24 protein-coding genes, 1 pseudogene and 1 other annotated feature are annotated in these 25679 nt (G+C 36.4%); of the genes and pseudogenes, 16 read left to right on the top strand and 9 right to left on the bottom strand.

Features of this window, described 5'->3' with window-relative positions:
• Window positions 1–31 precede the first annotated feature (31 nt).
• The 5 genes from OSO01_RS07150 to OSO01_RS07130 all read left to right on the top strand — a co-directional run bounded on the left by OSO01_RS07150 (window position 32) and on the right by OSO01_RS07130 (window position 4850).
• The gene (locus OSO01_RS07150; RefSeq protein ID WP_147209746.1) at window positions 32–1420 is read left to right on the top strand and encodes a PTS fructose transporter subunit IIC; all 1389 of its coding nucleotides are present in this window, start codon (window positions 32–34) and stop codon (window positions 1418–1420) included.
• 1 nt (window position 1421) lies between these two features.
• Window positions 1422–2285 carry a ketose-bisphosphate aldolase gene (locus OSO01_RS07145; RefSeq protein ID WP_147209745.1) on the top strand — a complete coding sequence of 288 codons (864 nt, stop codon included), beginning with the start codon at window positions 1422–1424 and terminating at the stop codon, window positions 2283–2285.
• A gap of 579 nt (window positions 2286–2864) precedes the next feature.
• Entirely contained in the window at window positions 2865–3326 is a 462-nt protein-coding gene (locus OSO01_RS07140; RefSeq protein ID WP_147209744.1) for a VanZ family protein, read from the top strand.
• 377 nt (window positions 3327–3703) lie between these two features.
• Complete coding sequence (locus OSO01_RS07135) at window positions 3704–4396, top strand: hypothetical protein (protein ID WP_147209743.1); 693 nt, start codon at window positions 3704–3706, stop codon at window positions 4394–4396.
• Window positions 4350–4850: a GGDEF domain-containing protein gene (locus OSO01_RS07130; RefSeq protein WP_147209742.1), complete on the top strand. Its 501-nt coding sequence runs from the start codon at window positions 4350–4352 to the stop codon at window positions 4848–4850. The genes OSO01_RS07135 and OSO01_RS07130 overlap by 47 nt, the downstream gene beginning before the upstream one ends.
• Window positions 4851–5068: 218 nt before the next feature.
• On the opposite strand, the gene dps is transcribed toward OSO01_RS07130, so the two are convergent.
• Window positions 5069–5554 carry a DNA starvation/stationary phase protection protein Dps gene (gene dps, locus OSO01_RS07125; RefSeq protein WP_147209741.1) on the bottom strand — a complete coding sequence of 162 codons (486 nt, stop codon included), beginning with the start codon at window positions 5552–5554 and terminating at the stop codon, window positions 5069–5071.
• Between the two features lie 807 nt (window positions 5555–6361).
• Here dps and OSO01_RS07120 point away from each other — a divergent pair.
• Complete coding sequence (locus OSO01_RS07120) at window positions 6362–6748, top strand: hypothetical protein (RefSeq protein WP_147209740.1); 387 nt, start codon at window positions 6362–6364, stop codon at window positions 6746–6748.
• 58 nt (window positions 6749–6806) lie between these two features.
• On the opposite strand, the gene ucpA is transcribed toward OSO01_RS07120, so the two are convergent.
• A complete protein-coding gene (ucpA, locus tag OSO01_RS07115; protein WP_147209739.1) occupies window positions 6807–7604 on the bottom strand; it encodes an SDR family oxidoreductase UcpA in 798 nt (265 codons plus the stop codon).
• A gap of 244 nt (window positions 7605–7848) precedes the next feature.
• Between ucpA and OSO01_RS07110 the strand changes: the two genes are divergently transcribed.
• Both OSO01_RS07110 and dsdA read left to right on the top strand, forming a co-directional pair.
• Window positions 7849–8418 (top strand): GNAT family N-acetyltransferase, encoded by a 570-nt coding sequence (locus tag OSO01_RS07110; RefSeq protein ID WP_147209738.1) that lies wholly within the window; start codon window positions 7849–7851, stop codon window positions 8416–8418.
• An 89-nt stretch (window positions 8419–8507) separates the two neighbouring features.
• Window positions 8508–9845, top strand: coding sequence for a D-serine ammonia-lyase (dsdA, locus tag OSO01_RS07105; RefSeq protein WP_147209737.1), 1338 nt, complete (start codon window positions 8508–8510; stop codon window positions 9843–9845).
• A 66-nt stretch (window positions 9846–9911) separates the two neighbouring features.
• Here dsdA and OSO01_RS07100 read toward each other — a convergent pair whose 3' ends face one another.
• Window positions 9912–10499 (bottom strand): YdhK family protein, encoded by a 588-nt coding sequence (locus OSO01_RS07100; protein ID WP_147209736.1) that lies wholly within the window; start codon window positions 10497–10499, stop codon window positions 9912–9914.
• 125 nt (window positions 10500–10624) lie between these two features.
• A complete protein-coding gene (locus OSO01_RS07095; RefSeq protein WP_147209735.1) occupies window positions 10625–12655 on the bottom strand; it encodes a copper-translocating P-type ATPase in 2031 nt (676 codons plus the stop codon).
• Between the two features lie 198 nt (window positions 12656–12853).
• Between OSO01_RS07095 and OSO01_RS07090 the strand changes: the two genes are divergently transcribed.
• Window positions 12854–13393, top strand: a complete 540-nt coding sequence (locus OSO01_RS07090) for a GrpB family protein (RefSeq protein WP_147209734.1) — start codon at window positions 12854–12856, stop codon at window positions 13391–13393.
• Window positions 13394–13503: 110 nt separating this feature from the next.
• Here the strand turns inward: OSO01_RS07090 and OSO01_RS07085 are convergent, their stop codons facing one another.
• From OSO01_RS07085 to OSO01_RS07075, 3 genes are read right to left on the bottom strand one after another with little or no spacing between them, the layout of a single operon-like run.
• Window positions 13504–14172: a response regulator gene (locus tag OSO01_RS07085; protein WP_246145081.1), complete on the bottom strand. Its 669-nt coding sequence runs from the start codon at window positions 14170–14172 to the stop codon at window positions 13504–13506.
• A complete protein-coding gene (locus OSO01_RS07080; RefSeq protein WP_147209733.1) occupies window positions 14169–15593 on the bottom strand; it encodes a sensor histidine kinase in 1425 nt (474 codons plus the stop codon). Before OSO01_RS07080 ends, OSO01_RS07085 begins: the two co-directional genes overlap by 4 nt.
• Window positions 15586–16491 carry a substrate-binding domain-containing protein gene (locus OSO01_RS07075; RefSeq protein WP_147209941.1) on the bottom strand — a complete coding sequence of 302 codons (906 nt, stop codon included), beginning with the start codon at window positions 16489–16491 and terminating at the stop codon, window positions 15586–15588. Before OSO01_RS07075 ends, OSO01_RS07080 begins: the two co-directional genes overlap by 8 nt.
• Before the next feature lie 292 nt (window positions 16492–16783).
• Between OSO01_RS07075 and OSO01_RS07070 the strand changes: the two genes are divergently transcribed.
• The 4 genes from OSO01_RS07070 (at window position 16784) to OSO01_RS07055 (ending at window position 21505) form a co-directional block, all read left to right on the top strand.
• On the top strand, window positions 16784–18094 hold the full coding sequence (locus OSO01_RS07070; RefSeq protein ID WP_186813577.1) for an MFS transporter: 1311 nt from the start codon (window positions 16784–16786) through the stop codon (window positions 18092–18094).
• Window positions 18095–18279: 185 nt separating this feature from the next.
• On the top strand, window positions 18280–18663 hold the full coding sequence (locus OSO01_RS07065) for a DUF2089 domain-containing protein (RefSeq protein WP_147209731.1): 384 nt from the start codon (window positions 18280–18282) through the stop codon (window positions 18661–18663).
• Complete coding sequence (locus tag OSO01_RS07060; protein ID WP_147209730.1) at window positions 18660–19034, top strand: SHOCT-like domain-containing protein; 375 nt, start codon at window positions 18660–18662, stop codon at window positions 19032–19034. The genes OSO01_RS07065 and OSO01_RS07060 overlap by 4 nt, the downstream gene beginning before the upstream one ends.
• A 569-nt stretch (window positions 19035–19603) precedes the next feature.
• The gene (locus tag OSO01_RS07055; RefSeq protein ID WP_147209729.1) at window positions 19604–21505 is read left to right on the top strand and encodes an endonuclease MutS2; all 1902 of its coding nucleotides are present in this window, start codon (window positions 19604–19606) and stop codon (window positions 21503–21505) included.
• A gap of 84 nt (window positions 21506–21589) precedes the next feature.
• Here OSO01_RS07055 and OSO01_RS24065 read toward each other — a convergent pair.
• Window positions 21590–21796 (bottom strand): annotated as a pseudogene (locus OSO01_RS24065) (GNAT family N-acetyltransferase); the annotation flags it as partial.
• 225 nt (window positions 21797–22021) lie between these two features.
• On the opposite strand from OSO01_RS24065, the gene OSO01_RS24060 reads away from it, so the two are divergent.
• The 3 genes from OSO01_RS24060 to OSO01_RS07040 all read left to right on the top strand — a co-directional run bounded on the left by OSO01_RS24060 (window position 22022) and on the right by OSO01_RS07040 (window position 25106).
• The gene (locus OSO01_RS24060) at window positions 22022–22114 is read left to right on the top strand and encodes a hypothetical protein (protein ID WP_371863288.1); all 93 of its coding nucleotides are present in this window, start codon (window positions 22022–22024) and stop codon (window positions 22112–22114) included.
• A 37-nt stretch (window positions 22115–22151) separates the two neighbouring features.
• A complete protein-coding gene (locus tag OSO01_RS07045) occupies window positions 22152–22940 on the top strand; it encodes an Rpn family recombination-promoting nuclease/putative transposase (RefSeq protein ID WP_246145080.1) in 789 nt (262 codons plus the stop codon).
• Between the two features lie 152 nt (window positions 22941–23092).
• Window positions 23093–23356, top strand: a binding site (T-box leader).
• A gap of 64 nt (window positions 23357–23420) precedes the next feature.
• A complete protein-coding gene (locus OSO01_RS07040) occupies window positions 23421–25106 on the top strand; it encodes a 2-isopropylmalate synthase (protein ID WP_147209728.1) in 1686 nt (561 codons plus the stop codon).
• Window positions 25107–25203: 97 nt separating this feature from the next.
• Here the strand turns inward: OSO01_RS07040 and OSO01_RS07035 are convergent, their stop codons facing one another.
• The gene (locus OSO01_RS07035; protein ID WP_147209727.1) at window positions 25204–25668 is read right to left on the bottom strand and encodes a DUF7832 domain-containing protein; all 465 of its coding nucleotides are present in this window, start codon (window positions 25666–25668) and stop codon (window positions 25204–25206) included.
• Between the last annotated feature and the right edge of the window lie 11 nt (window positions 25669–25679).

Here is a 25679-nt window from a genome sequence, read left to right as displayed (position 1 = left end):
CTTTTGATATAACAGAAAGGGAGGAAATAAATTGACCAGATTAGTAGCTGTTACAACATGCCCGACTGGAGTTGCTCATACTTATATGGCTGCTGAAGCAATTATAGAAGCGGCTAAAGAAAAAGATATTTGGGTTAAAGTTGAGACACAAGGTGCTTTGGGAGCAGAGAATATTCTTTCTGAAGATGAAATAATGAATGCAGATGTTGTTTTAATTGCTTCTGGTAAGAAAGTGAATAAAGACCGTTTTGAAGGTAAAAAAGTTTTTGAAGCAGATATCTCCAGAGCTATTAAAGATGCTGCCGGGTTAATAGATGAGGCATTTCAAAGTGCAAAAGTTCAAGAAAATAAAATATCTGAAAGTCCAGATGGTAAAGAAACGAAAAATAAAGAACTGCCAGAAGTCTATAAACACTTAATGACCGGTGTTAGTTTTATGACCCCAGTTGTAGTGGCTGGGGGAATATTACTAGCTATCAGTTTTATCTGGGGATTGGATTCTTCAACAGAAGGTGATCCATCGTATAATCCAATTGCTGCCGCATTAAATTTAATTGGTGGAGGGGACGGTGCATTAGGACTTATGGTCCCGGTTCTCGCTGCAGGAATTGCATATTCTATTGCCAATAGAGCAGGAATAACATCAGGACTATTGAGTGGTTTGATAGCTCAAATAATAGGGGCAGGTTTTCTTGGAGGAATAATTGGTGGATTTTTAGCTGGCTATATCACCAAATATTTAATTAAATGGATCAAAGTTCCTAAAAGTATTGAATCAATAAAAGCTGTTTTATTAGTTCCTGTATTATCTGTAGGCCTCACAGGTTTAATTTTAATTTTTGTTATAGGCACTCCGATCGCAGCTTTATTGGATATCCTTGAAACAGCATTAAGTAATTTAGAGACCGGCAATAAAATATTATTAGGTATTATTACAGGTAGTATGATGGCTTTTGATATGGGTGGACCGCTTAATAAATCTATCTTTGCATTTAGTATGATTGCTTTTGCGGAAGGTAATTATGAGCCTTTTGCAGCTGTTATGGCTGGGGGAGTAACTCCACCGCTTGCTTTAGCCCTATCCACTATTTTATTTAAAAACAAATACTCTGTAGAAGAGAAAGAAATGGGTAAATCAGCCTGGATCTTAGGAGCATCAAATATTACTGAAGGTGCAATTCCATTTGCAGTAAGCGATCCATTGCGAGTCATACCATGTATTATGATTGGTAGTTCTGTTTCGTCGACATTGTCACTTATATTTGAAGCCGCTTGCCGGGTTCCGCATGGCGGTTTATGGGCGACTTTAATACCGAATGTATTTGATAATCCATTACTTTGGGTATTTGGTATTTGCTGTGGCACAGTAGTAGGGGCAATTTTACTGGGCTTAGTAAAAAAAGGAGGGGTACATCAATAATATGATTTATAACATGAGAGATGTTTTACAAGTTGCAAGAAAAAACCAATTCGCTGTACCTGCATTCAATATTAGCAGTCTTGAAATGTTAAAAGCCGTTATAAAAAAATCTGAAGAATTAAATGCTCCAGTTATTATTGAAATTCATCCAGATGAATTAGCTTATATGGGACTTGAATGGATGGCAACCATAAAAGAGTACGCTCAAGGCGCTAAAGTTCCTGTTGTCATTCATCTTGATCATGGTAGAACAATTGATGAAGTTATGAAAGCTGTCCAAGCTGGATTCACTTCTGTAATGTTTGATGGTTCACTAATGGAATATAATCAAAATGTGATTGAAACTCAAAACGTTGTTCAACTTATGAAAAGTTTGAATATATCAGTTGAGGGAGAATTAGGTACAATTGGTAATACAGGAAATAGTGCTGAAACAAGTTCAAGCGAAATTATCTATACTAATCCAATTGAAGCAATTGACTTTGTAGAGAAAACAAATATTGATAGCTTTGCAGTTGCTATTGGAACAGCACATGGTTTATATCCAAAAGGAAAGCGCCCATGTTTAAACATTAAATTGTTAGAAGAAATTAGCTCTAAAATAAAGATACCTCTCGTTCTTCATGGCGGTAGCGGCAATACAGACGAAGAACTTAAAAAAGCCGTTTTGTTAGGGATTGCAAAGATCAATATATCAAGTGATATTAAAAGCGCATTTTTTAATCAGATGAGAATCGTATTATCAAATAATGGCCTATATGAGCCGAATCAAATATATCCCTCATGTATGAATAAGGTGAAAGAAGTTGTTGAACATAAAATGAATATCTTCAATACGGCAGGGAAAGCAGCCTTATATGGTTAAATTTTCATCAGTCATGAAATAAAATTATAAATGCCTTATACCAACATAGAAGTAGAATAGGTATACACATAAAAGGAATAAAGAAATGGGGCATTCTCCTCTCTTTATTCCTTTTAGTGTGTGTTAGTTATTGCATTTAAAATGTTTTACCGCAATGGGAACATATTATAGAAGAAGTAACCAGCTTAGCAAAAAAAGATAGATTGTTAAAATAGAATTGGAAAAGCTAAGCTAGTACTTTGAAAGGGGATTTTCTTGTCTCCTTTTTCATATTTTTTTGTTTCATGTTTTTTATACAATTGTTCTATGAAGCAAACTTAGATAGAAACAAAAATGAAAAAAATTTTAATAGAACTGCAAGGCGATATATGGATTAATAGCGTATAATGTCAATTATAATAAATATTTCACTTTAGCTTGTAATAGTATAGTAAACTGGGTTTATCCAATTATTAGGAGAGGGCTTAGTCAGTAAACAAAAAAGAAGCTGACACACGCAGTTGTATAGTGATAAATACACTATAGCTATGTTCTGCTGTGTATATCTACATATAAAAATATACAAAAGGAGACAGTTACATGTACAAATCACTCTCCTGGATTGCTGTTATATTTTGGATGGCACTTATTTTTTATTTATCACATCAGCCAGCTGCAATTTCCAATGAACTCAGTTCAGGAATTACAAAAATGATTGTAAATACCTTGGATAAACTTGCTTCACAATTCCAGTTTAACATTGAAGATCTGCACCATATCGTTAGAAAAAATGCGCATTTTTTTGCCTACTTAACGCTGGGTATTCTCGTTTTGAACGGATTAAGAAGAAGTGGTGTAAATGCGAAGCAAGGTGCAGGGGTTGCGCTGTTGATATGCATTTTATATGCCATAACAGATGAGGTGCATCAGCTGTATATCCCTGGAAGATCAGGAGAGGTAAGGGATGTTTTGATTGATAGTGCTGGTACGAGTATAGGAATTATTATTTATTTCATTGTTTCCAGGCTTACAGGGTGGCTTAAGGATAAGCGTACCATCTGACTAATAGTTTATGGGATTTCGGGTAGAATAGGGGTATCTATATTGAAAGCAACAAATGAGTAAACTTTTTGTGAAGCTGTCTCTTCTTGTCAATGGAACAAGCATAGAGGCAGTTTTATTCCTGTGAAAAAGGAAAGAAATACAGAAGTACTCAGGTTCGTTTTGTGTGCTGATATATTTCTTAAGAATGTTTAAATATACTTGAACAAATGCAATGTTGTATTTGATTTTTCTCTTTGAGGGAAAAAGTATCAAACAGGCTTTTATTACTTCATGAAGCGAAAAAAAGGAGGATAAATTTTATATTAATGAAATATACGAAGGTTCGAGGTGTCTGTTTCATAGCAGAAAAAGATAAATAGAGTGTGAGGAAAAATATGGTACAGAATAAAATGATGTTAAACCTGGAAGTAAGAAAGGCGACCAATATTGATGAAATTGTAAAGGTATATGCAAAAATAGATGAAGGCTGGCTCCGATTTCATTATAAATTATCAATATGGCTGGTAGCCTTTGCCTTTATAATAGAATGTCTCCTTAGCATCATGATTGTCCAGACAGATCTTTTAAGTACCTCCGTTCCTATCTATATTTGGAGATATATTGCAGTGCCAAGCGGTGTGAACCTGATATGCATTGGCATCGGAACTGTTGTCATGCGTTCACAGCGTATCTCACATCAGGTGAAAATGTATACGATATCTCTTCTTTTAGTTGCTGTAGCTTTCATTTTATTTACAATCCATACGATATTTGTATCGAGCTATTTTATTTTTGCGATTGCAATTATGTTGAGTACTGCCTATACGTGCTATAAGGTAACCTCAGTAACAATAACAGCAAGTCTTATTGGTTTTGCTGTATCAGAAATATTTATTGTATGGGATACGGAGAAAAGTATTATTTTTAACAATGCGTTAAGATTAGGTGATTTTTTAGTTGGATTAGTTATTCTCCTGGCTTTTTCTTTTATTTGTATGGTTTTTATTCACTACCAGAGAAAAAAATCTTGCCAGTATCCAGTTGGAATTAGAAAGATTCCGTTTAGAGAAAAAGCTGGAAATAGATGAAATGACAGGGGTCAATAATCGGATAGCTTTCCTGCGCAGTTTGAAAAATATAGAAGGTACTTTGGATAAAAAGTATATTCTGGCTATCGTGGATATTGATAATTTCAAAAAAATTAACGATACATGGGGGCATTATAGTGGCGATGAATGTATTGTCCAATTTTCAAGAGTGTTAAAAGAAAATAGTGAAAAGTATACTCCTTACCGTTATGGTGGAGACGAATTTTGTCTGATTTTTCAAGATATAGATCTGGAAGAAGCAGAAGAAATTTGCGGGAGAATACAGGAACAGTTAAATAAAGTAGATATCAAAAAACTTCCTGATTTGAATCTGACAACAAGCATTGGAATGGCGGTATATATAGATGAAATGGAAGTTTCTGAATGGTTTGGCTGTGCAGATCGAGCTTTATACCAGGCGAAAGAGGTACGGAATGCGATAAGAGTTTATTGAGAATATGTAGGGAGCTAGGGAATTACTTGAGCTATTTGTAATATGACATTGTTAATGTTACAAGAATAAAGATGATAAAAAAACGAAATCAGCGATGCTTCAATACGAAGTGTCGCTAATTTCATTAAAGAAACATGATTCTAGAAAATAACTAAAGGATTATAAGAAACGAAAAATCCTGGCTATTTTACAAAGACCGAGCTATTAGTATTTCATACTTATTCTGAGCTTCCATCTGTCAGATGAGATTCTAAAAACCAGAGGCTTTTATCCAGCTTACGGGATACCTCAGTAAATAAATCAGATGTATCCGGATCCTCGTCAGCCGAAATTTCAACCGCTTCCCGGATATTATTAGCCACAATTGCCCACCGTTCAGTCAGATTTTCAAGTACAAGAATATCTTTTGTATTTTGAAGTTCCCAGGCAGGAAGTCTTGTTTCTGATGCGATAAATTGTACCGGTTTTCCAGCAGACCCGCCTAAGCTTGCAGCCTGCTCCGCAAGAGAGTCAATTAATTCCGGAATTTCCCCGGCCAGGTCATCGAAAAATTCATGATAGGCAATGAAGTGTGGTCCACGGACGTTCCAATGTGCCAGCTTTGTCTGAATAAAAAGGTCAGTTAAGTCGGTTACCTGCTGATTAAGTAGTTCTATCATATGTTCTCTGGATTTTTCTGAATGTGCTTTTCTAAATGTACTCATTTTCTTTCCCTCCTGAAATGTTTTTCCTCCAATGTTTTCTGGATAGCCTCAACGGATGAATGTCTAAAGAGGCGGGAGTACCTTAATTGGCTGCAAAAATTATTAGCAAGATAGTATTGAGTAACTGAATCAATACAGTAATTCTAGATATAGCCGTGTAATTTAATGCTTAAGTATCAGGTACGTTTTGTTAAAAAACTGTTTAATTGTGCTACAGTTTTGTATCCATATAATCACATGAAAGGTATTTATTAAAATAATAAAGATACCCCTAAAATTACTAATACCCAATTTTATTAAATAGTAAACCTCTGCAATAAAAATCAGGAAAATATTGATGGTGAAAAATATAAAGATATATAGCTCTCATCAGTCAAATACAGTAAAACAAAATGCGTCCCAAATAACCTATTTCTAAAGTTGGAGGATCAGCATATAAAGGAACGCAATTTTAAATAAAATAATCTATCCAAATGAATATTATCTTCAAAAACTAAGTTAAAACAAATAAATATAGATATGATAAGTAATTAAAAAGTAGATATTTATAAATACAACACATAACTTTTAATTTAAACGTAAGTGATTGAAGAAGAAAAGGCTTACCGTATTTATGCTGAATAATCTTTCAGAGATAAGGAAGGATTTATTTTTTGTTTTCGTGTAGGCTATTCTTATAGAGGTTGTGCAAAAAGTCTAATAAAACGACACTTCGGATTTCTCTTCCGTCTTGAACTTCTTGGTTTTATTTATCGGACTTTTTGAACATGCACACATATACATTTTCTGGTAGGGAGGAAGCCCGCTATGAAAGAAGCAATTATGTTAATAGTGGATTTAATCAATGATATTCATGATGCGATTGCCGGTACATTTGGGGCTGGTATGACAGATAAAGAATTGCATTTCTGGATTTTTGGCATCCTGGGTATTGTAACGTTCTTTATTGTCTATATTGTATTTAAGATTCTGTCAAAAATAAAGTGGAGCATTGCTATTTTAGCATTTCTCTACACATTTACCGTGATGATCGTCCTTGTGTTTGCAGTTGAGATTCAGCAGGCTTATACACAACGGGGGAATATGGAATTTGCAGATGCGGTTATGGGTTTATGGGGATTTATTGTCTTTTTTGCTGTCTATGCAGTGATTGGTATTATAGGTTACTTTATCTATAAAGCTTTTAAGAAATAAACAAAGCACTTTGTCAGCGCTGGCAAGGTGCTTTGTTTATTTCAGGCTGTACCTGTCCTTATTCTATGCCTGCCGAAACAGATTCCGGTAACGTGCTTCCACCATCAATAACATACTGGCCGCCAGTCATATAGCTGGATTCATCACTTCCCAGAAAAGCTGCGAGCTCTCCAACCTCTTTAGGTAACCCAAGCCGGCGCATTGGAATAGCGGCTGCCATCTCTGTAAGAACAGATTCTGGATCATCAGGATTGGACGTTTTTGCAATACTCTCAGCCATTGGCGTCCGGGCATAACCTAATTGCATGGCATTCACACGAATATTTTTAGCCGCGTATTCTACCGCTAATGATTTTGTAAATCCTATTAATGCTGCTTTTGATAGGGCATATGCTACTTCACCGGGGTCAGCAACGATATCCCCTGTTACAGAAGACATTACCACAATGCTGCCGCCGCCATTTTCAAGCATATGCGGCAGGACTGCTTTGGTTGTATTCCACACGCCCTTGATATTTACATCAATGTGAAAATCAAGATCAGCATCACTCATTTCCAGGAAATCACCTAACTTACATACACCAGCAATCGCTGCCAGTATATCAATTTGACCAAATTTGTTTACAGTTTCTGCAGCAGCAGCTTTACACGATTCCACATCAGTGACATCTACAATTTGTGCGGCAACTTCGACATCGTATTCTTTTATAATTTCTTTAGCAACCTTTTCTACCTTTGGATGAACGTCAACAATCATTAAGTTAGCACCATGCTTGGCATAAACATGTGCAATTCCTTCGCCGAGCCCCATCGCCGCTCCTGTAATAAATGCAGTTTTTCCTTCCAGTTTTTTCATGAAATCGCCTCCAATTTAGTAGTAAATAGAATAATCTCACTTTTATTATAACGTACATTATTTGTGTATATATTTAAATACTTTAAATATCAAAATTTTGTCATGGAGAACGATCTGAAAACTTCAGTTGAAGGAAGCTTTGTTTTTATGAAATAGCGGTGGTAGAATACAAGAGAAATTTAATTAATTGAAAATTCGAAGCATATACGTGTATCTTAATTAAAAAGGGGAGAGGGGAACCAGAATGATAGATTTAGGCCATAAACCTGTATTGGAAGGTGAAAAAGTTATACTTAGACCTTTTAAAGAAGAAGATTTTCCTTATATAAAAGAATGCTTAACAGATTACGAAGTGTTAAAGCTGACCGGAAGTGATATGGATTTTGATTTTGAGGAGGAAGCGGAAATCATTCTTGATTGGTACCGTACAAGACATACACAAACTGACCGCTTGGATCTCGCCATTGTTGATCAATCTCAGGGCATCTTAGTAGGTGAAGCAGTAATCAATTTATACGATGAAACAAATCATAGTATGAATTTCCGGATTCTTATGGGTCCAAAGGGAAGGAATCGCGGTTTAGGAACGGAAGCAACGCAGCTTATTATTGATTACGTATTTAAAAACACAACACTTAATCAATTGACTTTAAGTGTTTTGGATTTCAATCCAAGAGCCCGGCATGTTTATGAAAAAGTCGGCTTTGTAAAGGACAATATCGATGAAAAAGAAGTGGAATTTGAAGGAAGGTGGATTGACTCTATTAATATGAAATTACCCAGGGAAAAATGGCTGAGTAAGAAAGAAGTTTAATAGAATCTCCGTCGTGAAAGTTATTTGTTCCATATGAAAGTGTTATAATCTTACTTAACAGTGCTAATTTAAGAAGAGGTGACAGAATAATGACAATCGTAAAAGGGAAAACGATGGAGAAATGGATTAGTGAGTTTCCGGACCTGGGTCCTGTCATAAATTATACACCGTTTTATTGGAGTAACCCTTATGTGAAGGATAACAAAACAGCTTTCCAGGGACAGCCGCTTCAATTAAAAGATATACAAGATGCAGAGGAACGCTTAAAACGCTTTGCTCCATTTATCGTCAAAGCTTATCCGGAGACGGAAAAAACAAGAGGAATTATTGAATCTCCACTGAAAAAAGGAAATCAGATTAAAGAAAGAATGGAAACGATTACAGGACAAAGAATTCCCGGGGCTTTATACATCAAGCTGGACAGTCATTTACCTATTTCCGGTTCAATCAAAGCAAGAGGCGGTATTTATGAAGTACTTAAATATGCAGAAACATTACTGTTGGAGCATAACCTATTATCGGAAAAGGATGACTACAGTAAAATTGCAGAAGATAAGTACAGGGAATTTTTCTCGCAATATACGATTCTTGTAGGTTCAACAGGGAATTTGGGACTGAGTATTGGAGTGATTAGTGCTAAGCTTGGATTTCGTGTGGTGGTCCATATGTCTGCGGACGCAAAGAAATGGAAAAAGGATTTATTAAGAGAGCGGGGAGTTCAGGTAGTTGAACATCCATCAGATTATAGCAAGGCTGTGGAGGAAGGAAGAAAAGAAGCAGAAAATGATCCCCAAAGCTATTTTATTGATGATGAAAATTCAGAAGACTTATTCCTGGGATATACAGTGGCGGCTATTCGTTTGAAAAAGCAGCTGGAAGAACAAGAGATTCAAGTAAGTCTGGAGAAACCGCTGCATGTTTACTTACCATGTGGTGTTGGCGGTGGTCCTGGTGGTGTCGCATTTGGTTTGAAAGCTATCTTTGGTGATGCTGTAAAATGTTATTTTGCAGAACCGACACATTCTCCTTGTATGCTTATTGGAATGATGACGAGAATGCATAATGAGATTTCAGTGAGTGATTTTGGTTTAGATAACCGGACTGCCGCTGATGGACTAGCTGTCGGAAGACCATCCGGTTTTGTTGGAAAAGTGATGGAGCCGCTGATAGAAGGAATCTATACGGTGAGTGATGAGCAAATGTTCCGGCTTATTGCTGAGATGGCCGATGAAGAAGGGGTTCATCTTGAGCCATCTGCAGTTACGGGATTAATGGGGCCTTCTTATGTCGTTCAAAATTACCCAAAAGTAACAGAAGAAGATACGCATTTAATCTGGGCTACCGGTGGAAGTATGGTTCCAGATGAAATTAAAAAAGCGGAGTATCAGAAAGGGTTGGAGTATAAAATAATTCCTGATGCAAAATAGCTATAACTATATAAAAGCGCAAATCAGACATTTCATCTGATTTGCGTTTTCTTATGACCAGAATGATTAATCAACAGGAGATAATTCACTTTCTGTTACCCATTTATGATTCTTTATCTCTTCTCCACCAGTTGTTGGGACGAAGTCAACCATGTAGACTGTTGTCTTTTCTGCTGAATCAATCGTTGCTGTTGCCCCTTTCATCCCATCCATATGATTAGCCTCCAATACAACCTCCGTTCCTGGCTCTAAAGGAGCTTCGTCAGCATTTTTAATTTCTTCCTGAATAACCCATTTGTGATTTTTTACTTCTTCTGCGCCGGTAGTTGGTTTATATGTTACCGTATAGGCGATTGTATCATAAGCACCTGTAATCGTTGCTTTAGCCCCTTTCATGCCTTCCATATGATCAGCTTCGATGATGGCATGACTGCCGACTTTATAGGTTGGATTTTCAGCTTTCTTCAAGTTTTCAGGAACTTCTCCGGAGCCGGACTTATGATGCCCTTCATGTGCAGAAGCATCTGTTTTTTCCTGTGTTTTTATACCTGAATTTTCTCCGCTATTTTTATTTTCAGGACTGTTTCCACATGCTGCTAATAATAATAGCAGACAGGTTCCAAAAATAATGATCCATTGTTTATTTCGCTTCATTTTATCCCTCCGTTGTTTGTGTCCGGATTAATTTCCCCGATATTTGGAAATCTATAAGCGATTCAACTAAGTTTTTACTAAAATCGGTATTCACGAGGGATAAAAGCTGGAACCAATATTTAGAATTACTTACTTTTCAACAATCTGGCATTGAAAGCCACGATAATCGTACTGAGTGACATCAATACTGCACCAACTGCCGGGTCCAGTACAATACCCCAAGGAGCTAAAATCCCTGCCGCCAATGGAATGGCAATAATATTATAGCCGGCTGCCCACCAAAGGTTTTGAATCATTTTTCGATAGGTTAAACGGGAAAGCTCAATAATGGAAACGACGTCTACGGGGTTACTGTTGACTAAGACGATATCTGCTGTTTCCATTGCTACATCTGTTCCAGCACCGACTGCTACCCCTAAGTCAGCAGTAGCCAGGGCTGGAGAGTCATTGATTCCATCACCGGTCATCGCAGTTCTTTTCTTATTTGCCTGGAGCTGTTTAATCTGATCTGCTTTTTGATCTGGGAGCACCTCCGCAATAACATTGTCAATACCGATTTCTTTGGCAACGTTATTTGCGACAGTTTGATTATCACCAGTCAGCATTTGTGCTTCAATGCTAAGCTCGTGTAACCGGCGGACAGCTTCTTTAGAAGAATCCTTGATTTGATCAGCAAGTGCAATCATTCCGATAAATTGTTCTTCCTCCAAAACAAAAATGACCGTTTTTCCTGTATTGGATAACTTGTTAAAAGCATCCTTGTCATAAGGGATGTTGTTTTTATTCATATACCCTGGACTTACTGCTAAAACCCAGGAATTTTCCAGTCTAGCTTTTACACCGGCGCCTGTGATCGAATCAAAGGCTCTGGGTACCATTAAGTTTAAATTCTGTTTCTTAGCAGAAGCAACAATACCTGCAGCTATAGGATGCTCAGACTGAGATTCAATAGAAGCTGCTTTTTGTAAGAGCTCTTTTTCTGTGGTATTACCCCTTGGAATAATATCCGTTACAGCAAACTCTCCTTTGGTTAAAGTTCCTGTTTTATCAAAAACAACAGTATTAATTTTTCTTGCATCTTCAAAGCTGGCACGGTTTCGGATAAATAGTCCGTTTTGTGCTGATAAATAAGTAGAACGGGCAACTACTAAAGGAATTGCCAGCCCGAGTGCATGTGGACAGGAAATAACTAATACTGTAACCATTCGTGTCATCGCTTCTTCAACGCCATAACCGAGAGAAATCCAAATAACGAAAGTAAGGATCCCTGCAGCTACAGCAACATAAAACAGAAGCTTAGCCGCACGGTCGGAAAGCTTTTGGGTTTTTGATTTACTTTCCTGAGCTTCTTTAACAAGCTGAACAACCTGGGAGAGATAACCTTCTTCACTTGTTTTCGAAACTTCAATTGTTAATGATCCGGATGTGTTGATAGAACCGCCGATTGCTTCATCTTTTATCTGTTTTTCAACAGGGGCAGATTCTCCAGTCAGCATCGATTCATCGACAGAGGATTTTCCTTCAATAATAATACCATCTGCAGGTATTTTTTCACCTGGTTTAATAAGAAGATGATCACCTTTCTTAAGCTCTGAAACCTGGATAATCTCGGTGTTGCCCTCTTTATCTATTTTTGTTGCTTCCTTTGGCATCAGTTCTACTAAAGATTCCATAGAATCGGATGCTTTACTGACAGAGCGCATTTCCACCCAATGGCCAAGCAGCATAATGGCAATCAACGTTGCTAATTCCCAGAATAAATCATGAGCTTCGAGACCGAATACAGTCGCTGCGCTGTAAACATAAGCAACAGTAATCGCAAAGCCAATTAATGTCATCATACCGGGAGATTTTTGTTTTAATTCATCGATGGCACCAGTTAAGAAAGGCCAGCCGCCATAAAAGAAAATAATAGACGCCAGTATTAATTCTACCCAGTGATCTCCAGCAAAAGATAGTGAGTAATTAAAGAAAGACTGGATCATAGCTGAAAGCAGAATAATCGGCAGGGCTAATATAAGTGAAATATAGAACCTCTTTTTAAAATCAGCAATCATATGTTCATGGTGATGCTGATGAGAATGAGAACCGTGATTCCCATGATGGTGCTCATGATTAGATTGATGCGCCACGTGATGATTATGATGTTCATGCATTTTAATCTACTCCTTTCACTTATAAATAATATACCCCTATAAGGTATTTGTAAAACATTTGATTTCTGTATTATATATAACTGTCGAATTACCAGTTATAAAGTTCTGGTTTTAACTATAGGCAGAAAAATTACTAATATTTGTACAGAAAATGATATAGTGAATTAACGGAAGTATTGGAAATAGGAGGGGAGCTTATTGGAAAGAAAGATAGAAATTGCTGCTCATTGTACAGGGTGGGGAGAAACTTTCCTGGAGTTGAAAAGTGTATTAAATCAACAAATAGGTGATATTGTATTAGGGATTGAACATGTAGGCAGTACATCTGTAAAGGGACTGGCTGCAAAGCCTATTCTAGATATTGATATTATTATTGAAAGTTATCATGTTTTTCTAGAGGTCACAGCACGCCTAAAAGAGCTGGGCTATTTTCATGAAGGAGATAAAGGAATTGAAGAAAGGGAGGCCTTTGGCAGGAGAGATAACGAGGTGCCCTGGAAAAAAGATAAAAGAAGCTGGATGGAGCATCATCTGTATGTTTGTTCAAAAGACAGTAAAGAATTAACCAGGCATTTAGCTTTTCGTAATTATCTCAGAGAGCATCCTGGAACAGCTGATGAGTATGCACAACTCAAAAGAAGGTTAGCCAAAACAGCAGCAAGCAGAGAGGCATATACATTTGGGAAAACAGCATTTATTGAAAGGGTGCTGGAAACAGCATTTGATGAGTTAGCATGAAATATGAAAAATAAGCCGTTATTCCGAGACAGGTTAAAATAATTTGTCTCAAGAATAACAGCTCTATAAAATGGAATGTAAGAACGCTAAATAATTATGTTTGTATTTTATTAGGATGAAAGATTAAATAAATTATTTTTTAATGCAAATTCCACTAGCTCACTTTTCTTGTTAATATTCAGTTTATGAAAAATTCTTGTTTTATGCGTATCTACGGTTTTAATACTGATAATTAACTCTTCAGCGATTTCCGTTAACGAATGTCCTTTTACAATTAATTGCAATATCTCTTTTTCGCGGGGGCTCAGCGATGCATATAATTTAAATGCGCTGCCCTCTGTTTGTTTGAATTTCATGATAGAAGTTACTTCTTTTGGCCGCAGGTAGATATAACCTTCCATAACAGTATCAATCGCTGTATACAGTTCTTCATCTACAGCTGCTTTTGGGATATAGCCTGAAGCGCCGGCCTTCATAATAAGCGAAATGTATTCCTCATCTTCATACATTGTCAGTACAATAATTTTTGCATTTTCATCTATTTGTTTAATATGCTTTAATACTTCTAATCCATTCATATCCGGTAATGAAATATCTAAAATCATCAAATGAGGTTTCAGCTTTTCATATAGCTCAATCGCTTTTTCTCCATTTTCTGCAACCCCGGCTACTTGAAAAGGTTCCCGTTTTTGAAGTAACAGCTTTAGTCCGGAGATGAGTATGGCATGATCATCAACCAGTACAATATTAATTTTGTTTTGCTCTCCATGCGCCATCATGATAACCTGCCTTTCTGTATTAACGGCAATGAAACGATGATTTTGGTCCCGCCAAGCTGATTTGTCAGTATAGTAAAAGATCCGTTTTGAACTTCTACCCGTTCTTTCATACCATGAATGCCAATCCGGTTTTGTGCTTGAGCTTTCATAAAATCAGCTTCTTTAATACCTTGTCCATTATCACTCACCGTCAATTTGATATTATTATCCTCCAGAATTAAACCAACCTTAATTCTAGTAGCTTCGGTATGTTTTATTACGTTATTAAGGCTCTCCTGAACAATTCTGTAAATTGCTAAAGCAACATTTTCATCTAAGTCAGTAATTTCCGTAACCGATGTATAGAATGATACATCGACATCGTATTTTTCTTTAAAATCTTTAATGTATTTTTTTATAGCTGATACTACTCCCATATTATCCAGTATTGGAGGACGTAAATCGACAGCCAGGTCACGGATTTGCCGTAAGATGTCTGCTGCAATATCTCTGCTTGTGAAAAGCAGTTGCTGCTGCTCCTCATCCTTTGCTTCATTAGCTAGGACACGCATCGTAACCATTAGAGAAGTAAGTGCCTGGCTTGTTTCATCATGAAGCTCCCGGGAAATCCTTCTCCGTTCATCCTCCTGTACGGATAATAATTGTAAAATTAATTTGCTGCGAAGCTTCTCTTTTTCCTGCAGTTGTTTTAACAGCGTGTCTATTTGATTATTTGAATTAATTAAGTTATCAGCCATCGCATTAAATGTGCTTGCAAGCTCTCCTACTTCATCGTTTTTAATACTTTTAACCCGCAGCGATAAGTCACCGGCAGAAATTCCAGAAGCAACATCTACCAAACGCTGAATAGGGCTGGTAATTCTTCTTGAAATAAAATAAGCAACTCCTGTTGCGAACAGCGCAACGATTAATGTAACGATTAATAGTTCAGTCATTTTAGAAAAAATATACTGATTAGCCTGCTTTTCAGACATTCCGACCCGGACATAACCTACCTCACTATCTTCAATAGGAACGATAATATCTTGAATTGCACCTTCATCAGAGGAGATAGTTTTTGCATTGGAGGTATTTTCGTTATAATCCGAATGAGCACTTATAATACCTTTTGGAAGAGAATCAGAAAAAGTGTGTTCATACACAGCACTATTACTATCCAAAACCATAATATAACGGACATCTTCATTTAGCTCATAGGTTTCCGTAATTAATTGATGAACGGCGTAGTTATCATCGAATAAAATATAATCCGAACTGGTTTCTGAAATATGTACAGCAATATTGTTTCCGCGGTTGATTAAATCCTCTCTCATCATATTTGTCAAAGAATCCCAAATAATCCATCCTAATAGAATAGCGAGCGAAAATAAGGAAGCGAGAATGGTTATAAATATTTTTTGACGTATATTTAATTTAATCATGTGAGTCACCAGATGTTGGATAGAGATTTGGATCAAATGGAATGAAACGATCAATATATAATCCTTCTAATGCTTGCTTCATGGATGAATCATCTGTCATATTCAGAAAGCTATCCGTAATAATTTCTTTCTCTTTATCCGGTAAATCACTTCGGACCAGAACAGGACCAGTACCCATCGCTTCTGATTGGGAAATAATTTTTAAATCTTTTGTTAAATCTGAATCGGTAAGCTCCATGTTTTCATAGGAAAGAGAGTGAACAGCTGCCGCATCCACTACATTATTTTTTACAGCATTAATCGAACCTTCATGACTGTATGTAAAAAGATGACTTTTAAAAAAGCTGTCAGGCGTTTCATCCCATGATGCTAATTTTTCTTTAACAAAGGTATAACCTGAATAACTCGTTGGATCAAAAAAGGCAATATCCTTTCCTTTTAAATCTTCCAGGCTTTCTATACTGCTATCCTCCTTGGCAACAATATATCCGTAGTAATAAGAACTACCAAGTCTTTCCTGCATGGCTACGCCTTCTAAATTATCATGTAGGCCATAGTTAATATAGGCACCCGTCGGAAATAAAGCAATATCTGCACCGCCATTTACCATTAAATTATTAATTTCATTATAGCTCCTGCGTTGAATCACAATAGCAGGTCTATCGAGCTGCTCTCCAATAAAGGAGGCGATTTCACGATAGTTCTTCACTGTCTCTGTAGGAGAGAGCACGCTGGAAATTGCTATTCGAATGGGAGGAGGACCATTATCCTGTGCACCTTCATAATCTATTTCTGACTTAGAAAAATCAATATCATAAGCAGCTTGCTTCGGCTGACAGCCAGAGCTAATAAACAAAATAGAAATAATTAGAAACAATAATATACGTGATATTTTCATAAGTATCTCCCAGCTTTTAATTATAAGGTGTTTAGACAGTAACCATAATATAGCATAGTTGATTTTTGTCAACAGGGCAGGGGCAATGGATACTTTTACTGTCTTTCTCCAGTTTGTAGGATATTTTCTGACAAAGTAGTCTCCTTTTTCTGATAAAAAATCAGAGTTTTGCTGATAGTTTCTATATACAGCTTTACGATAAGCTTTCATAAGAAAGAAAGGAAATAATATTTAAATGAAACCCCTTTCTTTGCTGGAAGTCTATTTGAAAGAGTTAAGAGGAGGTTTTTTTATGTCGGCTAAGCACGGACTGGGAGAAAAGACACCTGGATTTGCAGAATATCTTGCCCGAAGAAAAATTGTTTTTCTAGTTACATATTTTGGCTACATTTCTTGTTATTTAGTTCGAAATAATTTTAAGCTGTTGAGTGAAGAGTTAAGAATTGCGAATGATTGGTCTTTAACAGAAGTTGGATTTATTTTGACTGCATTTACGATTACCTATGGATCAGGGAAATTTGTTATGGGGATGGTGGTTGATCAATTTAAGCTCAACCGGGTTTTTGCTATATCACTTGCCATTAGTGCAGTTGCAGCTATTATGATGGGATTTGTTGAAAGTATTGTCTTGATGTTTATCTTGATGTTGATTTTAGGGTTAGCTCAAGGAGCAACAGCTCCAGCGACTTTATCTATGATAGGTGCCTGGTACAATAACCATTTAAGAGGATCTCGCGTAGCTGTTTGGAATACGGCACAAAATCTGGGAGCTGCACTATTGCCAATCGTTATTGCCGGATTATTAGCATTAGCAGGACCTTCGAATTTGGCAGTTGCTTTCTGGGTTCCCGGCTTAGTAGTGCTAGTATGTTGTTTTTTCTTTTACAAGTATGGGGGAGATCGCCCAGAGTCAGAAGGCTTACCGAGCTTGAAAGAAATGTTTGGAGAGGCTGGTCAGCCTAAAGCAAAACATGTAGAGGGAGATACATATTGGAAGATTTTAAGACAAGAAGTATTAACAAGCAGGGTACTTCTTATGATTGCGCTTGTTAACGCACTTCTTTACTTTTTACGATTTGGAATTTTAAACTGGATGCCTGCCTATTTAGGAGGAGACAAGATGTTTACTGTCTTCCAGGTACAAGCAGCAATATCTGTATTGGAATGGCTGGCAATTCCTGGATCATTATTCTTTGCGTGGCTGGCAATTAAATGGCCAAATAAGCAATCCATGGTTGGAAGTATATCCATGCTGATCTGTGGTTCTGCTGTTTTCTTCTATATTATTGTTGATAGCTTTGTAGGCATATTAATTATTGTGGCAGTATTAGGAACTACAATTTACGGTCCGCAGCTTATTATTAATATTATGACGCTGAATTTTGTATCCTCACGATCTTCAGGAGCTGCCGTAGGATTTGTTGGTCTGGCAGGCTATATTCTTGGAGAATTAAGTGCAAATTTTGTAATGCCGATTGCAGCAGAAAATTTCTCATGGACAGTAAGTATTTCCTTAGTAATTGTTGTAGCTGTTTTATGTATTCTTTGTTATGGATCACTATATAGAGCTGAGAGACGTATTGTGAAAACAGAAGAAGCTTAGAAATAAGCATATAGATCAGAAAGAGACTATGATGAAGCGTAGTCTCTTTTGTTTTTTAATGGAAAATTAATTAAATACGAAAAATATATTAATTATTTTAACCTAATTATTAATGTTTTCAATTATTCGATTGATTATATTAATTTGATGTGATATTCTTTTAACTATAGAGAGGAGAATAGCATATGCCCTATCCAATGATTCAAACTTGCCCAACCTGTAACCACACATTACATGCGACCCGGCTGGAATGCTCGAATTGCCATACCACCATAGAAAACCACTTCGAATTCTCGAAATTTTCCACATTGAATGAAGAACAGCTGCATTTTATTGAAGTATTTCTTTTGAGCAGAGGAAACATCAAAGAAGTTGAAAAAGAGCTGGGAGTTTCCTACCCGACTGTCCGCGGTAAATTGAATGATATTATTGCAAAGCTTGGACATAGGAAAAGAGAAAAAACAGAACCACAAAACAAATCCCGGATTATTACGATGTTTGAAAATGGAGAAATCAATACAGATGAAGCAATTGAATTATTACAAAAGAAAAGAGGGGATGAAGAATGAGAGAAGATATTCGCAAAATTATTGAGTCTGTTAAGCAAGGGAATTTAGATGTGGATGAAGCGAGCCAATTAATTGAAGCACTAAAAACAGAGCCGAAGTCAAACAACACAGCAGATTATTTGAAAAAAAGCCTCCGAATTGATATTGAATCAGCCACTAGAGAGGATGTCCATGTGAAGATTCCTATTAAAATGGTGAAAACAATGCTTAAGTTAGGAAGTAACTTAATGGATAAAATTCCAGCTTCTGTACACTATAGCAGCGAAATTGATATGAATGTAGTTATTCATGCCATTGATAATGAAATAGAGGGTACAATTATTGAAGTAGATTCAAATAAGGGAGATGTTATCGTCATTTCCATTAAATAGATATCTTCAAGAAAGCATTGCTTTTTAAAATTGTTATCAGGGCGTTTCCTTATCAAATATAAAATTGTAAGGGAACGCTTTTAGGTTTGAAGATGAAGCCTATTTACATGTCAGGTTATCCTGTTGTATACTGTTTTACATAGATTAGATTTCAATGATATTCAAATAAATAAGGAGTGTGCTGTGTGAGTATTGTAGTAGGTTCTATATAGGATAATTTAAAACGAAATAAATATGGGAATAATTAGGTCTAATTGGCCTTTTATTTGCTGTGTATTTATTTCTCCCTATGAAGATACCTGCTGAACTTATAAGCACCTATCCATAATAGTATTGTCCAGTTGTTTTGTCTGTTATTTTAAATAGATGTACACGACAGGGGTGGATTATTATGGTCAAAAAGCTGCGGTATCCCTGCGGCTTTTTTTATTTGAGAAGATTTCTATTTGAAATGGATAAGAAGATGCACATTGAAATCTAATGAGCAGGTATCTTCATTCATACAGTCTCTTTTAATCGGAAGAGCAATTTGATTACTTCAACGACTATAATACGAGGAGAGCAAAAAAATGAATGAGATAACCTATGAAAAATTACAATATAACGAATTAAAACAAATTATCAGATCTTATTGTATCAGTGGGCTGGGAAAGCAGTTAATGGATAAATTAAAACCCAGTTCAAATATCAATATTGTGAAAGAACGGTTGAATGAAACGACAGAAGCGGTTGCAGTACTGAATACAAATAGCCGTGTTCCCTTCCTGGGTGTTTCAAGCATTGAACATATCCTGCAAAACCTTGAAAAGGGCATCATTTTACAGCCAGATGATTTAGTAAATGTATCTGATTTTCTTCGGGGCTGCCGGAAAATCAAAAAATATATGCTTGATAAAGAATTTATAGCACCTGTTATAGCTTCCTATGCAAATTCAATGACCATCTTTCAAAGCATTGAAGAGGAAATCGATTTTTCAATAAAAGGAAATCGAATTGATTCAGCAGCAAGTAAAGAATTAAAACGAATTCGAAATAATATACAAGCTGTTGAGTCGAAGATGGAAGAACGGTTAAATCGATTTTTGAAAAGCAGTGCGAATAAAAAATATATTCAAGAGGCTTTTATCAGTAAAAAAGATGATCGTTACACGATTCCAATTAAAGCTGCTTATAAGCATCATGTCGATGGGGCGATTGTAGATACTTCCTCCAAAGGATCAACGGTTTTTATTGAACCTGCTGCTGTCAGCAAATTAAACAATGAATTGGCTGTACAAAAGGCAGAGGAGCAGATGGAAGAATATCAGATTTTAGCAACCTTATCAGGAATGATTTTAGAAAATATTTATGAGCTTAAAATAAATATGGAATTGATTGGTCAATATGACATGGTATTTGCCAAAGCCAAATTTAGTAAACAGATAGATGGGATAGAGCCGAAATTAAATGATTATGGCTATATTAAACTGGTCGATTGTAAACATCCGCTATTGACAGGTGACGCAGTGCCTTTGAATTTTGAAATAGGAGAAGATTTCCGGAGCTTAATTATCACCGGGCCTAATGCTGGAGGCAAAACCGTTGTGTTAAAAACGATTGGGCTCTTAACATTATCTGTGATGTCAGGTTTTCATATCACAGCCAATAAAGAAACAGAAATCAGCTTATTTGAAAGTATTTTTGTCGATATTGGCGATAATCAAAGTATTGAAAATGCATTAAGTACCTTTTCTTCCCACATGCAGAATATAGCAGGTATTATGCAGCGGGCTAATAATCGCTCTTTAGTGCTCTTTGATGAAATCGGGAGCGGGACAGAGCCTAATGAGGGAGCGGCGCTTGCTATTTCTATTTTAGAAGAATTTTATCATATGGGCTGTATTACCGTAGCTACAACGCATTATGGGGAAATAAAACGCTTCTCAGAAAGACATTCGGACTTTATGAATGCTGCAATGCAGTTTAATAGCGAAACATTGGAGCCGCTATATAAATTGATTTTAGGGAAATCAGGCGAAAGTAATGCTTTATGGATTTCTCAAAAAATGAATATGAGAGAGCAGGTCCTTCAAAGAGCGAAGGATTATATGAATAATAAAGAATATGATTTACAACGTATTGATAAAAATAAAATCAGGAAACCTAAACCTGTTAAGCAGAAATCAGAAGTATTTACCGGATATGAAAAAGGGGACCGCGTGAAGTTATTGGAATATGATGATTTTGGGATTATCTATAAAGGGATAGATTCACAAAATAATGTAGCTGTTTTTTATAAAAATAAGCTGATCACTACGAATGTAAAGCGGGTTGCACTAGATATTAAAGGGAAAAATTTATACCCGGAAGGCTATAACCTGGATGCTTTATTCGAGGAATATAGTTCCCGGAAAATGCAGCATGATTTGGAGCGGGGGTCTAAAAAAGCTCTGCGTAATATTGAGAAACAAATTAGAAAAGGTAAAAATTAAGCGAAGTAGACAGTTGTAGAAAAAGGTTAGTCATATCCTGTTGTTAAAGTATGACTAACCTTTTTATTTTGACAGCAAGTATAATTAAAGATTAATCCAATATCTTCGGACAAGTTCTCCATCACTATTATCCACTATTTTATTTTCTAGCGTACCATTATTTTCCTCAATTACTCTGGCAGAAGCAAGATTTGAATCATCACAGTTAATGAGAACACGATTTAAATTGTTTTCTTTCGCCTCTTTTAGAGTTAATTCTAGTATTTTCTTTCCATAGCCTTTTCCTCTTTCATCAGGATATAATTAATGAAAACATCCAGGATTGCTAAAAGAGCGGGGAAAAAAGGAAGATAAAAATAATTATAGAACATGCGTTCCTTTTTATCGGAATCCTATGTTAATCTAGAGATAGATCATACATTTGAATAAGTCATCAAACTCCAATGATGAAAGGACTCGGTAATTTTGCAGATTCAAAACCCGCATGACAAAATTTTTAAAGAAACATTTTCAAATGTGGACGTTGCTAAAGATTTTATTACCCACTTCTTACCGCCTTCTGTACGTAATACCATTGATGTAACATCCATTCAGCCCCCAAAAAGATAGCTTTGTCAGTCACGACCTCCAAGAATATTTCTCCGATTTGATATTCCAGAAGAAAATTCATCAAAAAAACGCTTATGTATATTTTCTGTTCGAGCATAAAAGCTATCATGATTACTATACTGCTCTGCAGTTACTGCGGTATATGGAGGAGATATGGGAAACCAAGCGGGATAATAAAGAAGAAAAGAGGCTGCCGATCATCATGCCGATTGTTTTGTATCATGGCAATACGGATTGGTATGTCGGAGCTTCGTTCAGTAATCTTTTGGAAGGGTACCGGGATTTTCCTCAGGAACTGCAGAAATTCGTTCCTGATCATGAATTCTTTATATACGATGTATCTGCTTACGACGATGAAGATACGCAATTAAATGTGTTCCTGCGAATCATACTGATGGTGTTTCGGGATATCGGTAATAGTGATATACAAGTCATATTGAATACGATTTATCGATCCATTGATTATTTGCGGCAATTACAGGATCAGAAAATGGAAACAGAGTACCTTGAAACATTGTTTTATTATATCTTCCGTGCCCATCGTCATCTTACCAAAAAACAATATTATGATTTAATCAACCATATAGAAAACACTTATCAAGAAGGGAGCGAATTGGCAATGACTTTAGCAGAGATTTTTCGAAATGAAGGGAAAGCAGAAGGTATAGCCAATACCACCATTCGATTAATCACAAAGTTTGTAGCTCCACCTGCAGAAGATGTAAAGAAAAAGGTGCACGAACAGGAAATAAGCACGCTGGAAACCATAATAGATCATATAGATGAATTTGAAACTATAGAAGACGTTAAACAATACTTGAAATAGATAAAGTTTGGAAATATCATGATGTGATAAATCAATACAAAAAGTACGAATCATGCATTTCCACTTTAAATTACAAGCAGTAAAAAAATAATTTTAAATTTCCTCTTCCAATTCTCTGATAAATCTGATAAGATAGTGAAAATATAAAAAGTTGCAATGCGAAGATAAGGAATAGTACTTGCTGAAGTGTTTTCAGAAAGTTGCTGGCTGATGAGAAGCAACAGCAGGAAAGCAGGGAACTCACCTTAGAGCAGCCTTAGTGAAATGAATTTGTTACAGTAATTAAGGACGGAACCCCGCCGTTACACGGGAAGGATATAAGGCATAATTGTCTGTATCTGGATAAGTGCATGATAATATTGGTTTATCATGAAACCGGGGTGGTACCGCGTAAGAATAAGTCTTTCGTCTCCAAGCAAAGTAAATTGCTGGAGAGGAGAGGCTTTTTTATTTTTAACTTAATCTGAGGAGGAATGTATCATGTTTAATCATCAAAAATACGGAAAGCAATATTTTATGCCGCCAACATTGTCTTATGACTGGGTGAAGAAAGAAACGATAGAGAAAGCTCCGACATGGTGCAGCGTGGACCTGAGGGATGGAAATCAGGCATTGCCGATTCCAATGAATTTAGAAGAAAAGCTTGAGATGTTTCAGCTATTAGTAGATATCGGATTTAAAGAAATCGAGGTTGCTTTTCCAGCTGCTTCAGATACAGAATTTAAGCTGCTGCGGACTCTGATTGATAATAATATGATACCCGATGATGTAACAATTATGGTAATTACGCAGGCGAGGGAGCATATTATCCGCCGGACCTTTGAAGCAATTAAGGGAGCACCGAGAGCTATTGTGCATTTATATAATTCAACTTCAGAAGCACAGCGTAGACAGGTATTTAGAAAATCGCAGGAAGAAATTAAACAAATTGCAGTTAATGGAGCGATTTTAGTAAAAGAGCTGGCTGAACAAACAGAGGGGAATTTTTATTTCCAATATAGCCCGGAAAGCTTTCCTGGAACAGAGGTAGAATATGCGTTGGATATTTGTAATAGTGTGTTGGATATTTGGAAGCCGACACCTGACCATAAAGCAATCATTAATATACCAACAACTGTTGAAATTGCGATGCCGCATATTTTTGCCAGCCAAATCGAGTACATTCATAAAAATCTGTCATACCGAGATGGGGTCACTCTATCTATTCACCCGCACAATGACCGTGGAAGTGGAGTGAGTGATGCAGAATTCGGTGTTCTGGCAGGTGCGGAACGAGTAGAGGGTACTCTATTTGGTATCGGTGAACGGACAGGAAATGTAGATTTGATTACTTTAGCGATGAATATGTATTCTCAAGGATTCGATCCTGAATTGGATTTCAGTCAGATGAATGCGATTCGTAAGAAGTATGAGCAGTTAACTAGAACCGAAGTGCATGAAAGACATCCATATTCAGGTGATCTTGTTTTTACAGCCTTTTCCGGTTCTCATCAGGATGCGATTTCCAAAGGGATGAAATATCGTCAGGAAACGAATACAGAAAAGTGGGATGTACCATATATTCCGGTTGATCCTCAGGATATTGGAAGGAATTATCAAACCGATGTTATCCGGATTAACAGCCAGTCTGGAAAAGGCGGAATTGGTTATATGCTTGAAACGAATTATGGAATCAAGCTGCCATATAAAATGAATGAAGCAATGGGCTATGCAACGAAAAAAGTATCTGATGAAACAAGCAAAGAGCTTTCATCTGCGGAAATCTATCAGGTCTTTAGAGAGAATTATATTGAATATCATCCATATTTCGAATTGGTAGACTATCATTTCCATAAAGGGACAGGGCAGGAAGTTACTTTAACCGTACGGAAAGATAATGAACAGATTGAAATGTATGGAGAAGGTGCCGGAAGTCTGGATGCCATCAGCAATGCATTAAAAGCCTATTTTGATATTGATTATGCATTGGAGGTTTATGAGCAGCATTCTTTAGGTAAGGATTCCTCTGCTGAAGCCTGTGCGCAAATCGGGATTTCCCATCACGGAGAGATTTACTGGGGGGCAGGAATTCATGAGGATATTACAGCGGCATCGGTTTATGCTTTAGTCGTGGCTGTAAATAGATTGAAGGATTTCGCGGCAAGCCAAAAAGAAATCGTGAAGTAACACAATAAATAGATTATCAAGTAAATAAACTATAAATGGAAGAGCTATTCTTAAGTATATGCTTAAAAATAGCTCTTCTTCAATCAAGATTCAATTTTTAGTCTTTGTAGTCCTGATAGGCGTCATCTAAATAGTGCTTATAATCATGATAATTTTCCCATGTGCTAATAAATCCAAATAGTGATTCTTTTAAATCATCTTCTACCCAAAATCCATAAGTGACCAGATAATAGCTTTCATAGTAAGCATCTACAAATGGAAAAATTTCTTCAGAGATGTCTTCATCTGTAAATTTCCCGTCACAATTTTTAATAGAAAATTCTATCCCTGACATAGTTTCATCTCTTACAGCTTTTAGATCATCATTTGCTATCTCTTTCAACAATTCACCTTCAAAATGATTTTGAATAATCCAGGTCAGAAAGAAGTCGATATGATTTCCGGCATAATACTCAATCGCATCTGTATCTTCTTCTGTCAGTTCTTCCTCGTCCTTTTGAAATTTGTGCATATACTGTTCGTAAGCAGGTTCATGGTGATAATCAATTCTGTCAATATACATGGTCTTTTCAC

Source organism: Oceanobacillus sojae, from assembly GCF_007991515.1.
Lineage (GTDB): Bacteria > Bacillota > Bacilli > Bacillales > Amphibacillaceae > Oceanobacillus > Oceanobacillus sojae.
This window is presented reverse-complemented; position numbering and strand designations above follow the sequence as displayed.